Below are 14,847 nucleotides of genomic sequence, written 5' to 3'. Positions count from 1 at the left end.
CATTTCTCCCTGGAGCACCAGATGTTGAAGAAGCACACATTGGTACCACGCCGCGGCGAACGACTACTGCTAAAGCGACTTTCTGGACAAATACTGAAGACTGACGGCCTCATCGACCCCCGCCGTCACGACCCCTCGGTCGTTGACGACGGCGCGGACGTCCCGCCGGATCACGACGAACACGTTTGCGCGGGAACAGGCGATCGGATAAACCTTGTGGTCGGCCCCGCCGACCCAGAGCAGGGGCCACCAACCGAAAGGAGGGATAAGCCCATGATCGCCATGATCACCGTGCTCGTGCCCTCCCGGGCCGCGGACCACGTCTGACCCGGGGCGGCCGAGCGCCCTCACCCGGAGCGTGCTTTGACCGTGGAACAGAACGACCTGACCATCCGCCCGATCACCGGGCCTGACGAACTCGACCTTTTCTGCCGCCTGCCCTACCTCCTCAACGAGGAACTGGCGGACGACCTCGCCGCCGGCCGCCGCCGGCCGGGGTGGATGTGGTTCGCCCTCCAGGGCGACCGCCTCCTGGCCAGGGCCGCCTGGTGGAGCCAGGCGGGCGACGACACACCGTTCCTCCTGGACGTCCTCGACATCGACGACGCCATCGCGGACCGCGGCCGGCGCGTGGACCTCGGCGAACGGCTGCTGCGGGCCGCCATGGCCGAAGTCGTCCCGGCGGACGCCGCCCCGCCCAACTACATCCGCATGGTCCCGCCCGACTGGCGCGAGGCCGAAGCGGCCAGGCGACCGGTCGAGGACCGGATGAACGCGCTGGAGCGGACCGGCGCCCGCCTGTTCGTCGAACGACTCCGCCTGGAATGGCGTCCCGGAACCCCGATCCCCGAACCGACCGGACGCCTGACGTTCCGCCCCGTCCGCGACACCGAGGAACTCCTCTCCCTGATGACCCGGGTCCTCGACGGGACGCTCGACGCGCACAGCAGAAGCGACCTGACCCGGATGCCCGCCCGCGAGGCAGCCGTCAGACACTACGAGGACGAACTCGCCCGCTACCGCAGCCCCCAGGGCTGGTGGCGGATCGCGACCCTGCCGGACGGCGACCCGGTGGGCTTCGTCACCCCGGGCCGCAACGACTACAACCCCGTCATCGGCTACCTCGCCGTACTCCCCGAGCACCGCGGCAACGGCTACATCGACGACATCCTCGCCGAAGGCACCCGCGTCCTCAGCACGCAAGAGGACGTCCGCCGCATCCGCGCGTCCACGGACCTCGAGAACGTCCCCATGGCCAACGCCTTCAAGCGCGCCGGCTGGATCAACTTCGAACACTCGATCAACATGACCTGGACCTGAAACCAACCGGGGACCCGTCAAGGAGCCGCCGCCCGCGACGGCGGGGCCTGGTGGATCGCGACGGACGTCCCGGTTCCCGGCGTGGTCGCACGGCAGTTGCCGCTGATCGCCGCAAGGCGGTCCCAGCGTCCCTTTTCGTGACATCTGGTCATTGATGCAGTTGAATGGCCGGTGATCGTTCGGCAGCCGAGAGGGGTGGGCCGTGGCGGCCGTCCCACCGCCCCTCGTAGGCCGGGCCAGGGAGCTGGAGCGGCTGGAGGCCGCACTGGCCTGCGCCCCGTCGGTGGTCGTGGTCGAGGGCGAGGCCGGGATCGGGAAATCCCGGCTGGTGGCCGAGCTCGCGGCCCGGTCCAGCCGGCGGTTCCTCATCGGCGGATGTGCCCAGGTCCGCGAGCCGTTCCCGCTCGGCCCGATCGTGGAGGCCCTGCGCGGGCGGGGCGCGGACGTGGCGGGCGCCCCGCTGTCCCCGGTCGCGGGTTCGCTCCGGCCGCTGCTGCCCGAACTCGGCGACGTCCTGCCCGAGGCGCCGCCCGCGCTCGACGACCGCGCGGCCGAGCGTCACCGGCTCTTCCGCGGGCTGGCCGAGGTGCTGTCCGCGCTCGGGCCCGCCGTCCTGGTGGTGGAGGACCTGCACTGGGCCGACGAGCTCACGGTCGAGTTCCTCACCTACCTCGTCACGGTGCTCCCGCACGGGCTGTCGGTGGTGCTCACCTACCGGGGCGAGGAGGCGGGGGCCGCGGTGCGGTCGGTGACATCGCGCGCCGCGAGCACGGTCACCGCCGACTCCCTCACGCTGCCGCCACTGGACGTGGCCGAGACCCGTGCGCTGGCCGCGGCCATCCTGGAGACGGAGCACGTGTCGGCGGAGTTCGCCGAGCATCTGCGTTCCCGGGCGTCGGGGCTGCCCCTGGCCGTGCAGGAACTGCTGGCGCTGCTGCGCAGCCGCGGGACGCTGATCCGCTGGGAGGGCGGCTGGGCCAGGCGCGCGCTGGAGAGCCTCGACGTGCCCGCGGGGGTGCGCGCCTCGGTGCAGGAGCGGGTGGCGCACCTGCCGCCACGGGCCCGCGCGGTCGTCGAGGCCGCGGCGGTGCTGCGGCTGGCCGTACCCCTGAGCGTGCTGGCCGAGGTGGCGGACCTGGACGAGGCGCCGGGGGCGGCGGGAGCGGACGAGGCGCTGGCCTCCGGCCTGCTGGTGGAACGGGACGGGCTGGTGGAGTTCCGTCACACCCTGTCCGCCCAGGCCGCCTACGCGGCGATCACGCTCGGGCGCAGACAGGCCATGCACGCCCGCGCCGCCACCGCGGTCGGCGCGCTCCACCCGGTCCCCTACGGGCAGATCGCGCATCACCTGCGCGGCGCCGGCCGGATCACCTCCTGGGTGGCGGCGACCGCCACGGCCGCCGACCGGGCGCTGGCCCTGGGCGACGACGCCGAGGCCGTACGCCTGCTGGAGGACGTGCTACGGCACGCCCCCCTGGACCCCGTACGACGGGCGGAGCTATCGACGCGACTGGGCAGGGCGGCCCGCGCCACGGGCCGGGTCCGGGCGATCGGGGACCTGCTGGCCGAGGCGCTCGGCCACGACCTGCCCAGGACCGTACGCGGCGAGCTCCGGCTCGAACTCGCCCTCCACATCGACCTGACCAGGACGGACCAGCTACGCGTGCGCCAGGCGTTCGCCGACGCGATCGAGGATCTCGGTGACCGTCCCGAGCTGGCCGCCTGGGCCATGGTCGGGCTCGGCATCCCCACCACCGCCGACCGTCCGCTCGCCGAGCGGGTGGCCTGGCTGGAACGCGCCCTGGACACCCTCCCGCAGGACGGCGACGGGGGCCTGCGGCTGTTCGTGCTGGGCAAGGTCGCCATGGTGTTCGCCGTGGCCGGGGACCCGCGCTGGTCGGAGCTGACCGGCCGCGTCCTGCGGGAGGCCGGCGAGGAACCCGTCAGCAGGCAGGTGGCCCGCGCCTACAAGTCCATCGCGGCGGGCGCCGTGGCGAGCGGCCACCACGAGGCGGCGTACGACCTGCTGTCGACCGCGCTCGCCGGCCTGGGCGAGAGCGGGTCGCCCGACCACGACAAGGTGCGCCTGCGCTGCGAGCTCGCTTCGGCGCGCTACTACCGCGGTGACTGGGCGGGACTGCGCGAGGAGATCGAGGCGCTGCGCGAGCACTACGCGGACCTCCCGCACCACCGCACGGTCCTGGACGGCCTGGCGGCGTGCCTGGCCCCCGCCGCCGGCCGGGACGCGCTGGTCGGCATCATCAGGGCTGCCGGGGTCCGCGGAGACCTGGACACGCTGCCCGCGCCGGTCGCCGCGCTGCTCAGGCTGGACACCGCGCGCGGGGATCCCGGGGCGGCGGTCGCGGAGACGGCGGGGGTCTTCGCGTCATGGGAGCGCAGGGACCTGTGGCCGGTCGGCGTACGCGCCGTGCCCGCGGCGGTCGAGGCGCTCCTGGCGGCGCAGGACGAGGGCGGGGCCGCCGACCTGGTCCGCCGGTACGGCCTGGGCGTCCGGGGACTGGACGCGCCGCTCGCCGTGCCGGCACTGGCGCACGCGCGCGGGCTGCTCGCCGGCGGGGCGGAGCGCTGGGCGGAGGCGGCCACCGAGTTCGCCGCGGCGGCGACCGCCTACGCGGCGCTGCCCGCCGGCCACGAGGCCGCCCTGGCCACCGAGCGGCGGGCCGCCTGCCTCTTCGCGCTCGGCGATCCGTCGGCCGAGGAGTGCGTACGGCAGGCCATCGCCGCCTACACCACTCTCGGCGCGGACTGGGACCTCGACCGCGTCACCGGGCTGGCTCGCGGGTGGGGATTGCGGCCCACCGCGCCCAGACGGAGCCCCAGGGCGGACGGCGGGCTGTCCGCGCGCCAGCTCCAGGTGGCCAGGCTCGCCGCCGCCGGGATGACGAACCAGGAGATCGCCAGGCAGCTCTTCCTGTCGCCCAAGACGGTCGACAAGCACGTCAGCGCCGCGATGCGCAAGGCCGGCGCCCGGTCCCGGACGGAACTCGCCCGCCACCTCCCCAGCTAAGGATGGGGATTTTTCCCCATACGCCACCCCATACCCGCGCGGTGCCGCCGTGGCGACGCTGGATCCATGCCCGATGACGAGCCTTCGGCTCCTGCCGAGCAGGACGCCGACGACGAGCACGAACCGGACCCGGAAGGGTCTGGCGCCGGGGCACCTCCCCGGCCGCCGGACGGGTTCGAACCCGTCTGACCCCCCTTGCTCCGCGCGCCCCCGGCCCGGAGCGGAAAGTCGAGGACTCGTGAGATTACGCAGGTTGGTGGCGGCGCTGGCCGCCTCGACCGCGGCCGTGCCGCTGTCGGCGGCGGCCGCTCCCGCGCGGGCCGAGCAGCCCGCGCCGCCGCCCGGCCAGGAGGTGACGCTGGACGGCATGCCCAGCAAGCCGTACGAGATCACCCTGATCACCGGCGACAAGGTCAAGCTGACCGACACCGGCGGCGGCCGCTACCAGATCGACCGCGTGCCCGCCACCAGGCCCGACGGCACCAGCCCCGCGCTGATCACCCAGTCGGGGCCGAAGGGCGTCTACACGGTGCCCGAGGACGCCTACCCCGCCGTCCAGGCGGGGCGGGTGGACAAGGAGCTGTTCAACGTCAAGTACCTGGCCGAGAACGGCTACACCGACGACAGGACCGAGCAGTTCCCCGTCATCGTGCAGTACCCGAAGACGAGCGCCGCCGCCTCGGTCAGGAGCTCGGCGGACGCCATCCCCGCCAGCGCCCCCACCACGCAACTGGAGAGCATCCACGCCTCCGGGCTGAACGTGGCCAAGGCCGAGGCGGCCACGTTCTGGCAGGCGGTCCGGGCCGTCCCGACGTCCGCGCGGGGCATGGCGGCGGTACCCGGCACGCTGCGCGGCGGCATCTCCAAGGTGTGGCTGGACGCCAAGGTCAAGGTCGACCTGGCCGAGAGCGTCCCGATGATCGGCGCACCGGCGGCCTGGGCCGCCGGATTCGACGGCACCGGCGTCAAGGTGGCCGTGCTGGACACCGGCATCGACACCGGGCACCCCGACCTGGCCGGGAAGGTCACGGAGTCGCGCTCGTTCATCGAGGGCCAGGACGTCCAGGACGGTCACGGCCACGGCACCCACGTGGCCTCCACCATCGTCGGCAGCGGTGCCGCCTCCGGCGGCAGGAACAAGGGCGTGGCGCCCGGCGCCCAGCTCATCGTCGGGAAGGTGCTGGACAACTCCGGCAGCGGTGAGGTGTCCGGCGTCATCGAGGGCATGGAGTGGGCCGCGCACAGCGGCGCGAAGCTCGTCAGCATGAGCCTGGGCGGCGACCCGACCGACGGCACCGACCCGGGCAGCCAGGCGGTCGACAACCTCACGGCGGAGACCGGCACCCTGTTCGTGCTCGCCGCGGGCAACCTGGGCGCGGCGGAGACGATCAACATGCCGGGGGCCGCCGAGTCCGCGCTCACCGTCGCCGCCGTTGACAAGAGCGACAAGCTCGCGGACTTCTCCAGCCAGGGCCCGCGCCTCGGCGGAGGGCTCAAGCCGGACATCGCGGCGCCCGGCGCGAACATCGTCGCGGCCAGGGCCGCGGGCACCACGATGGGGACGCCGGTCGACGACCACTACACCGGCGCGTCAGGCACCTCGATGGCCACCCCGCACGTGGCGGGAGCGGCGGCGATCCTGGCGCAGGAGCACCCGGACTGGAAGGCGGCGCAGCTCAAGGCGGCGCTGATGTCGACGGCCAAGGACGACGGCCTCCACGTCTACCAGCAGGGCGCCGGGCGGGTGGACCTGGCCCGCGCCACCACGCAGCAGGTCTTCGCCGCCACCGCGCACGCGGACTTCGGGCAACTCGACGAGTCGGGCACGCCGCTGACCCGCGAACTCGCCTACACCAACCTCGGCGACCAACCGGTCACCCTCACCCTGAAGCCCAGCCTGCGCAGCACGAACGGCACCGTGGTCGAGGGCCGGCTCGCCGTCGCGGACGCCACGCTCACCGTCCCGGCCAAGGGCAGCGCCACAACCGAACTCACGCTCTCCCCTGACGGGCTGGGGCTCGGCAAATACACCGGCTCGGTCGTCGCCGAGGCCGGCGACGTCCACCTGACCACGCCCGTCGGCGCGGTGCGCGAAGCGCCCACGTTCGATCTCACCATCCACTCGATCGACCGCGACGGCAAGCCACGCACCCCGATCGCCCAGGACGTCCTCGACATCGACGGCGACAAGGGCTCAGTCGGCCCGCACATGATCACGGGGCCGGGCACGGTCGTCACCAAGGTCCCCGCCGGCACCGTCAGCGTGACGCAGTTGCTGGAGTGGGTGGACGGCGAGAGCAGGAGCAACCACGCCTGGCTGGTCGATCCCGAGGTGACCGTCACCGGCGACACCGAGATCACCCTGGACGCCCGCAAGTCCTCCCAGATCCGCTTCGACACGCAGAGACCCGCGGAGCCGCTGAACAACAACTACACGCAGTTCTTCCAGCGGACCACCGCGAGCGGCGAGGCACACCTCACCACCGTCCTCTTCGGCACGCCGATCGGCTCGTGGGACAGACTGTGGGTGCTGCCCACGAAAAAGGTCACGAAGGGGACGTTCCGCTTCAACACGGCCTGGGTGCTCGGCCAGTCGGAGATCGCGATGAGCGTCCGCGAGCCGCGCGGGACGACCCTGCACCCGGCGGCCAACCTGCACTGGTACGGGAAGGTGGACGCGCACCCTGACTGGCGGCCGTTCACCGGCACTCAGGACCTGCGGGTGGTCGACGTCGGCCTGGGACGGCCCGAGGAGCTCGCCGGGCGCGACCTGCGCGGAAAGCTCGTCCTCATGGGCGCCGAGGACTCCCGCGACATCTTCGGCAACGCGTCATGCGGCGCGCAGATCGAGCGGATCGGCCCCATCAGGGACGCCGGCGCGGCCGGGATCGCCGTCTACCCCATCCGTGACTCGCCCTGCCCGATCCCGTTGCCGATCTGGCAACTGCCGTTCACGGGAGAGCCCAAGCCCATCGGGATCCCCCTGGCCCACCTGTCCAGCGCCGAGGGCCTGCGGCTGAGCGAGCAGGCGGCGAAGTCCCCGGTCACCATCCGGGTGTCGGGGACGCCGGAGACTCCCTACAGCTACGTACTCGCCCCCTACTTCGAGGGTCGCATCCCCGCCTCGCTGCGCTTCTCGCTGCGCGATCGCGACCTGGCCCGGGTCGACACCAACGTCCACGCCGCCAAGCCGACGCCGTTCCAGGAATGGGACTACATCTACAAGCAGGACGACTTGCACAGGTTCTCCGTCGGCCAGGCGGCGGCCGACACCTCGATCACCGGGCCGAAGAGCCGCCCCAAATGGATCTGGCCGCTCGACCGCAACGTGATCCACTCCCAGGGGATGTCGAGCGCGGAGCAGAGCCGGTGGCTCAGCAGCGTGTTCGACCGGCCGGGCCGCACCTCCCAGGAGTGGTTCGCGCTGCCGAGCACGCCGGGGGCGGGCACCGTGCCGGCGAAGGTCGCCGCGCTCGCCGATCCCGCCGCCGGGATCCTGGAGAAGCAGGGCGTGGACATGACCTGCGCCCTGTGCGTGCAGGGCAACAAGCTCTGGGCCAGCTTCTTCGAGGTGTCGGGGACCGGCGAGCGCAGGGACTACGCCAGCGGGTTCTGGAGAAGGGGCGAGATCCTGGCTCCGGCCTACGACCTGCACCTCTACCGGGACGGCGTGGAGATCCCCAGCGCCCCGGGGGGCGGGCCGTTCACCAAGGTCCCGCGCTTCACCCTGGCGCAGGAACCCGGCACGTACCGGCTGACCGCCAAGTACGCCGGGAACGACGTCGAGTGGACGTTCTCCGCACCGCCCGGCAAGGAGCACGTCCAGCCCGGCTTCAACTGCACCTCCTGGTTCATGCAGGGATACGCGGAGCAGTGCAGGCCCGTGCCCGCGGTGTTCGTCAGCTACGACCTGGGTGACCGGCTGCGGCTGGACAACACCGTGGCCGCGCGCGGCGAGCTCAGCTTCTCGGTCGAGGCCTACCATTCCGACTCGGCCGCCGCGATGCCCGCGATCGCCGGGTTGCGGGTGTGGGCGAGCACCGACGACGGCGCGAGCTGGCAGCCCGCCACCCTGAAGAGGGCCAAGGACGGAACCTACACCGCCAAGCTGAAGGGGCTCCGCCCCGGCCAGGTCAGCCTGAAGGCCGAGGCCTGGGACACGGCCGGCAACACCGTCAAGCAGACCACCCTCAGGACGTTCACCATGACCGCCCCCTGACCAGGACGGGACGCGCCGTGCCGGGCAGGACCCCGCCCGGCACGGCGCGTCCCTCGACGACAGGCGGACGGCTTGGGGCAACCTCGGTGACGCCCTCGGCCGATCCACCCCCACTCGCTGCGCCTCAGCCCGTTTCGGCCGGGGCGCCTTCTTCCTGCTCGACCGCCTTCTCCTCGTCCGCTGCCGACCCTGGCGCGCCGTTCAGGTCCTCGTACGGATCCGGCCCATACAAACCCAGATCCCACCGGCATACATCGCGCAGCCTCCCCACCAAGGGACCTACGAAGGGAGTCAGCTCCCTGGCCTGATCCCACTCCCCTGCTTCCAGAGCGTCCTGGGCTGCTTCGCCTTCTTGAAGGAGTTGCCGCAGTACATCGCCGACAAGGGGATGCTGCGCGTGCACATCGACCTCGAAGACCAGATCTTCGAGCTCTGCCCTGGAGGTGTGCAGTTCCCCCCTGAGGGGGTGCGGAACCCGCTTGTCGCCGACCGCAGCCGAAGCCTGCTCGGTGATCGCTTCGAGGTGCCGGCTGTAGGCCGCGGCCCGCCGTAACAAAGTGGCGTAGGTCTGTCGCCGCGCGTCCAGCCCCTGAACGGTGATGTCCCACTCGCGATCACGAGCTCTACGGACCTGCTCTCTCTCGTGCTCGCGCGCCTCGGCCGCGGCCTCCTGGCGCGCCCGGAGAAAGACGGAAGCGATCGCGACCAGACTTCCGATCGCCGCGCCAAGAGCAGTCCCGACCACACCGATCCACTGAGGGGTCACAAATCCCGGAAGTTAGCTACGAATCTCCAACCCCGTCAATGATCGCCAACGCCACAGTGGCCGACGTCGCCGTCTGCGCGTGACCGTCCGCTCCGCCCGAGCGTGGGCCTGAGCGCGCGGCGCAACATACCTGTCTTATACCGCCGTCCACTAAAAATATGGACCTGGCTCGGGGGGCGACGGCCCGATACCTGTTCCAGCGACGGGGACCGAACCCACGACCGTCCGAAGCACAGCACCACTCATCTCTTGCAGCAAAGAAACCGGAGAATATCGATGCGCTTTCTGAGCACTGCCTTCGCGTGCGCCGCCGTGGTGACCGCGTTCGCGGCCCCGGCCCACGCCGGCACCGCCCAGGCCGCTACCACCCAGGCCACCAGCGCCGTCCAGGTCCTCGGCAACGCTCCGTCCTGCGTCGATCGCTACGTGACCCGCTCGTACACGGGCAAGCGGAACAGTCTCGGCGAGGTGCTGGTCAAGACCACCGTCAAGCTCACCAACAACTGCAAGAACGCCGTGAAGGTCAGGGTGGCCTGGTCGTGGGCCTCTGACTCGAACTGCCGCTACATCTCCAAGGGCCGCTCGGTCTCCGAGTCCATCACGACGACCCACGACCGCAAGCCGTACCAGAAGACCAAGACCTGCTGAACGATCGACCAGCACGGCCCGGCCGACGTCGCGCCCCTTCGCCCGAAAGGGCGAACGGGGCCGGCCCCCACCCCTGGCACAAGCCGCTCGCGCAGCCTCAGGGGCGTGACCACCGCGCCGTTCTCGTCGGACGCGGCGGTGATGCGCCGGCAGTCACCTCAACGTGACTCCCACACCGTGTTCTCCGAAGATGGTCTGGATGATGTCGAAGTACGTCGGACCGTCGTCCATCTCGTCCAAGGTCCTTGTCAGGGACCGCTGGGCAACGTGGGAATCGCTCCAGATCAGGGTGAACGGCACTCTCGCCCCGAAATCGCGAGCATCCGAAGCGCTTCCAGCCAAAGAGGATTTCTCAGGCGGTACCGCTTGGACCCCTCCAAGAAGTCACGTAAAGCGCCGAGTGGGAAGGCACCCCAGGATCTCGACAGTCACCGGCTCATCGCTCTCGACCGACTCGATGAAGACGCCCTCGGCATCAAGGCAAGTCCCGAGCACGCGTCCATCCCCGTCGATCAACAGGAACTTCGGCTGACCGAAATCCGCTCCCACCGAACTCATGACGGCGCTGACCAGGCGTCCGGTGTCCAGCGCAAGGTCATGTCGGGCAGGCTCTCCATGTTGCCGCTACCGTCGCTCGTGTCGAGGACGGTGAAGCCGTGCCGCTCATAGAACGCGCGGGCGTTGGTGTTCTGTTGGAAGACGTGCAGGGACACTCCTTCGGGGCTGTGTCGTCTGACCGTGTCGAGGAGTAGCGTCCCGATGCCCTGGCGGCGGACGTCCGGTCGCAGATACAGATGTTCGAGCACGTCACCCTCAAGGGCGGCAAAACCGAGGATCTCCAGTTCGCGCACTGCGACCCAGACGCGGCACGTCTTGAGCAGGACATCCCTGACCCATCCGCTGACCTGGTCGTGAGTGTGCGTCTGCGGGGGCAGGTATGGCATGGTCGCCGCTCGGGAGACCATGTGGATGTGTGCGACCACGGCCGCGTCTGCCGCGTCCGCGACCCGGATCTCGGTCCTGCCGTCCTCGCTCATGACGTGAACCTATGGCGAGGGCCAGGACACAGGCGAACAAATAACCCGGTGAACCTTTCCGGTCAAGACGAAGGGCCGGCGAGGCTACCGGTGAGATCAGCAGGCGACGGCCCACCAGCGAGCATCGCGACCTGCGAAAACGCCCCCGCCATCGTTGTCGCGGCACAAGCCGCCGGACTCATCCCCCGACCGAAACCCGCATCTGCGGCGAGAAGCCGTCACCTGGGGTGACCCGCAACGATCACTCCACTTGGGGGGTGAGGCCACGCTCGGGAGGAGGACGCCATCCCGGGCGACATCCCCTCCACCGTGGCGAAGAACTTCCTCGAACTGGCGGGCAAACAGCCGGTCACCAAGCAGATCGCCGCATGCCCGGACGGGGCGCCCTCAAGCAGCGCGGCGGCTGAACCCCACGGCCAGCCGCCGGACGTCCGCACGGATCGAGCGCCGCAGCAACCACCTGAGCACCGGCTCCAGCACCCGCTCGGAGCCGGTGCGCGGGGAGACGCGCACGTGGAAGGTGAAGCGGCACCGTTCCTCGCCGAGCGGTTCGACGAGCCTGCCGCCCTCGGCGACGATCCCCGAGTTGGTCCGCCACGCGAACGACCGCCCCGGCTCCACGGCCACGACCTCGCCGCCGTTGCGATAGGTCTTGCCCGCGAACCGCATGACCTCGGCGGTGGTCGTCCCCACCCGCACGAGTCCCTCGGGCGACGGCGCCATCGTCTCGACGCCCTTCCGCCACCGCGGGTCCTGCCCGTAGTCGGCGACCACCGCCCACACCCGCGCGGCGGAGCAGTCGATCACACCGCCCTCTCGAAGCTCGATCATCCCGCCACGATACTGCTGGCGGTTCTGCCACGGTTTGCGGTGTTCCGGCAGGTTGGCGGGGTGGGCGGGTGGCGCAATCTGGAGTGTCGGCAAGAGGGTGTGACGATGATCAACATGAGCATCGATCAGCGACCGCCGCTTACGCCCGGAGATGAAGCGTGGGCTGGAGATGGCGACGCGTAAGGCCGACCTGCGCGCGCGACAGGCCGGCTGCGACCGGCCTGAGACCGGTGCCAGGCGGCCGGCGTGGCGCTTTCGCGATCCCCCAGCAGATCGATGACGGTGTTGCCGTCCAGGCCGACCAGCACGGTGCCGTACATCCGGCCGCGGCGTCGGGGGGATTTCGCAGAGCGCCGACATCCCTAGCGTAGATCAGATGCCCCCCGTTTTCCGTCGTTACGTCACCGCCGACGGCTTCAGCCAGTTCGGCACCCACGTCACGCGCGTGGCCCTCCCGCTGGTCGCGCTGCTGGTGCTGGACGCGGGCCCGTTCGAGCTCGGCCTGCTCAGCGGGGCCGAGATGATCGGCTTCCTCCTCTTCGGGCTGCCCGCCGGCGTGTGGGTCGACCGGTTGCGCAGGAAGCCCATCCTGGTGACGGCCGACCTGCTGCGCGCGGTCGCCCTGGCCTCCATCCCGATCGCCGCGCTGTTCGACGCGCTCACGCTGGCGCAGCTCTACGCGGTCGCCGTGATCGTCAGCATCGGCACGGCCTTCTTCGACGTCGCCCACCTGAGCTTCCTGCCCTCCATCGTGACCAAGGAGCAGTTGCCCAAGGGCATGGGAACCCTGGAGTCCGTGCGCAGCCTCGCCGTGCTCTTCGGCCCCGGGCTCGGCGGCTGGCTCGTGCAGGCGCTCACGGCGCCCATCGCCATCGTGGCCGACGCGGTCAGCTACCTGATCTCCGCCGCCCTGCTGGCGACCGTCAAGGCCGAGGAGACCCCCTCCGGGGGGCGCGTGAGCCTCATGGAGGGCCTGCGCTACGTGCTCGGCCACCCCATCCTGCGCCTGATCGGCCTCGTCGGCGCCATGAACATGTTCATCAACGGCATCTGGGCCGTCGTCCAGCCGTTGTACCTGGTCGACGAGCTGGGCGTGAGCGCGACGGCCTACGGCCTGATGATCTCGGGTGCCGGAGCCGGCGGCCTGCTCGGTGCGCTCCTCGCGCCACGCGTGATCGCCCGCTTCGGTCACGGCCCCACGATGTACGGCGCAGCCGTCCTCATCATCCCGATCACCGTGCTCATCGCCTTCACCGGACCCGGCTGGCGGCTCGCCCTCTACCCGATCGGCATGGCGCTCATCTTCCTGGTCGCGGTCATGCTCAACGTCGCCCAGGGCAGCTACCGCCAGGCGATCTGCCCTGAAGCCCTGCGCGGCAGGATGAACGCCAGCCTCCGCTTCCTCACGTGGGGCTCGCTGCCGCTCGGCGGTGTCGTCGGCGGCCTGCTGGGCGAGGCCGTCACCATTCACCAGCTCCTGTGGATCGCCTGCCTCGGCACCGCGGCGGCCAACCTGCCCTACGTGCTGGCTCCCGCCGTACGAAAGCTCAAGATCACGGACGACGGCGGCCGCGTGGACGCCGACGCCAAGCAGGACAGCCGCGCGTAGGCCGTCGGGGGTGTCGACGTCGCTTCCAGACGGTCTTCGACTTCCGCCTTCACGTCATCCCCCGCTATGCAGGAGACGCCCTCTCAGACTCGTGTCATCAGGTACAGGCGTTCGCATTACGGCTGGTCAGAGTGTCACCGGAGGACGGCAGGAACGGGCCGCGTAGACGAGGTTCTGGGCTCGAACATCGTGGGATCAAGTCCGGCGGAGACTCGCGGACGTCGGTGTTTCTGCAGGTCGTTGTGCTCGACATCTCTCTTTATGTCAAGCCGTCCGGGCACGAAGAAGGACGGACACGATTGCGACCAGACTGCCGATCCCGGCACACTGGCGGGCGTTGCTGTCACAGACGCAAAAACGCCCCGGAGCGGGAATCGCTTCGGGGCTTCTCTGCAAGTCAATTGATGTGGTCAGGGGCGGGGTCGAACCGCCGACCTTCCGCTTTCAGGCAAGCTGAGCGCCCGTTCCCACCGAACTCATGACGGCGCTGACCAGGCCCTGCCGTTCCCAAGCGTCCGTCAACGTCCGTGATCGTCTGCCACGGTTGTCACGCAGTTTGCCACTCGGCCGCTCCTCTACCTGCCCCCGCAGAAGCACACTCACGACCAGGTCAGCGGATGGGTCAGGGATGTCCTGCTCAAGACGTGCCGCGTCTGGGTCGCAGTGCGCGAGCGGTGCGATCAGAAGGCGACGGCCCGCCAGGGCCAAACCTGCTGCAACACCGAGGGCGCCCCCAGGGTGTTACAGCCTGTCTTCCGGCGCGCAGCGCGGACAGAGGGCGCGCGAAGCTCCATTCAGGCCCTTACGCGACGATCGCCACAACAACCTGAGGTCGGGCCTTGCCTATCTCGAACCACCGGCGTTCTTGACGGCATCAGGGACAGTCCCTCAGGAGACATGTCCCTCGGCGGGCCCTACGTTGGTGCTGGTCACAGCAGCCTTAGGGACGGCAGGGACAGCGGGGACACTTTCTGCGCCCTTCCGGCGGCGTCGTTCCTCCACGACCTCTGCCGCCGTCAACCCGCAGACGTGCTGCACGAACCATCGACGTCCGTCGGCGGCCTTTCGACCGTCCCACTCCTTGGCTTCCTGGCCAAAGCAACCACGGGGCGGCAAGACCCTGACAGGTCTTGGCTTGCACAGCCAGAGCTGCTGGCCATAGGTCGGGTTCCAGAATGTGTACGTGCCGCCGATGACGGGTTGCGGGTCGAGATCGATGCGGGTGCCGCCGTCCTGTAGGCGGACGCGGTACACGGCCTGGCCGCACTCCCCGCAGTGCTGGGGTCCTGTGCTCATGCTCGGGTGCGCTCCATGAGAGCTGTCTGGCTGGCCAGGACGATCGTGAGTGCCGACCCGTCTCGCTGGCGGGACTCTCTGACCACGCCGAGT

At 70.5% G+C, this 14,847-nt stretch carries 9 protein-coding genes and 1 tRNA gene; 6 read left to right on the top strand and 4 right to left on the bottom strand.

The window, feature by feature from the left end:
* Positions 1-21: 21 nt before the first annotated feature.
* The 4 genes from FAF44_RS11230 (at position 22) to FAF44_RS11215 (ending at position 8,567) form a co-directional block, all read left to right on the top strand.
* Positions 22-327 carry a hypothetical protein gene (locus tag FAF44_RS11230; protein WP_237103019.1) on the top strand — a complete coding sequence of 102 codons (306 nt, stop codon included), beginning with the start codon at positions 22-24 and terminating at the stop codon, positions 325-327.
* Positions 328-363: 36 nt separating this feature from the next.
* A complete protein-coding gene (locus FAF44_RS11225; protein WP_237103018.1) occupies positions 364-1,320 on the top strand; it encodes a GNAT family N-acetyltransferase in 957 nt (318 codons plus the stop codon).
* A 202-nt stretch (positions 1,321-1,522) separates the two neighbouring features.
* A complete protein-coding gene (locus FAF44_RS55745) occupies positions 1,523-4,348 on the top strand; it encodes a LuxR family transcriptional regulator (RefSeq protein WP_237103017.1) in 2,826 nt (941 codons plus the stop codon).
* 238 nt (positions 4,349-4,586) lie between these two features.
* Positions 4,587-8,567, top strand: a complete 3,981-nt coding sequence (locus FAF44_RS11215; RefSeq protein WP_237103016.1) for a S8 family serine peptidase — start codon at positions 4,587-4,589, stop codon at positions 8,565-8,567.
* 124 nt (positions 8,568-8,691) lie between these two features.
* Here the strand turns inward: FAF44_RS11215 and FAF44_RS11210 are convergent, their stop codons facing one another.
* Complete coding sequence (locus FAF44_RS11210; RefSeq protein WP_237103015.1) at positions 8,692-9,333, bottom strand: hypothetical protein; 642 nt, start codon at positions 9,331-9,333, stop codon at positions 8,692-8,694.
* Between the two features lie 276 nt (positions 9,334-9,609).
* Between FAF44_RS11210 and FAF44_RS11205 the strand changes: the two genes are divergently transcribed.
* Positions 9,610-9,981, top strand: coding sequence for a hypothetical protein (locus tag FAF44_RS11205; RefSeq protein ID WP_237103014.1), 372 nt, complete (start codon positions 9,610-9,612; stop codon positions 9,979-9,981).
* A 554-nt stretch (positions 9,982-10,535) separates the two neighbouring features.
* On the opposite strand, the gene FAF44_RS11200 is transcribed toward FAF44_RS11205, so the two are convergent.
* Positions 10,536-11,018 carry a GNAT family N-acetyltransferase gene (locus FAF44_RS11200; RefSeq protein WP_237103013.1) on the bottom strand — a complete coding sequence of 161 codons (483 nt, stop codon included), beginning with the start codon at positions 11,016-11,018 and terminating at the stop codon, positions 10,536-10,538.
* Between the two features lie 387 nt (positions 11,019-11,405).
* On the bottom strand, positions 11,406-11,849 hold the full coding sequence (locus FAF44_RS11195) for an SRPBCC family protein (RefSeq protein WP_237103012.1): 444 nt from the start codon (positions 11,847-11,849) through the stop codon (positions 11,406-11,408).
* Between the two features lie 376 nt (positions 11,850-12,225).
* Here FAF44_RS11195 and FAF44_RS11190 point away from each other — a divergent pair, with 376 nt between their 5' ends.
* Complete coding sequence (locus FAF44_RS11190; RefSeq protein ID WP_237103011.1) at positions 12,226-13,458, top strand: MFS transporter; 1,233 nt, start codon at positions 12,226-12,228, stop codon at positions 13,456-13,458.
* Between the two features lie 407 nt (positions 13,459-13,865).
* Here FAF44_RS11190 and FAF44_RS11185 read toward each other — a convergent pair.
* A tRNA-OTHER gene (locus FAF44_RS11185) sits at positions 13,866-13,951 on the bottom strand.
* Between the last annotated feature and the right edge of the window lie 896 nt (positions 13,952-14,847).

It is taken from the genome of Nonomuraea sp. MG754425 (assembly GCF_021699195.1).
In the GTDB taxonomy this organism is placed as follows: Bacteria; Actinomycetota; Actinomycetes; order Streptosporangiales; family Streptosporangiaceae; genus Nonomuraea.
This window is presented reverse-complemented; position numbering and strand designations above follow the sequence as displayed.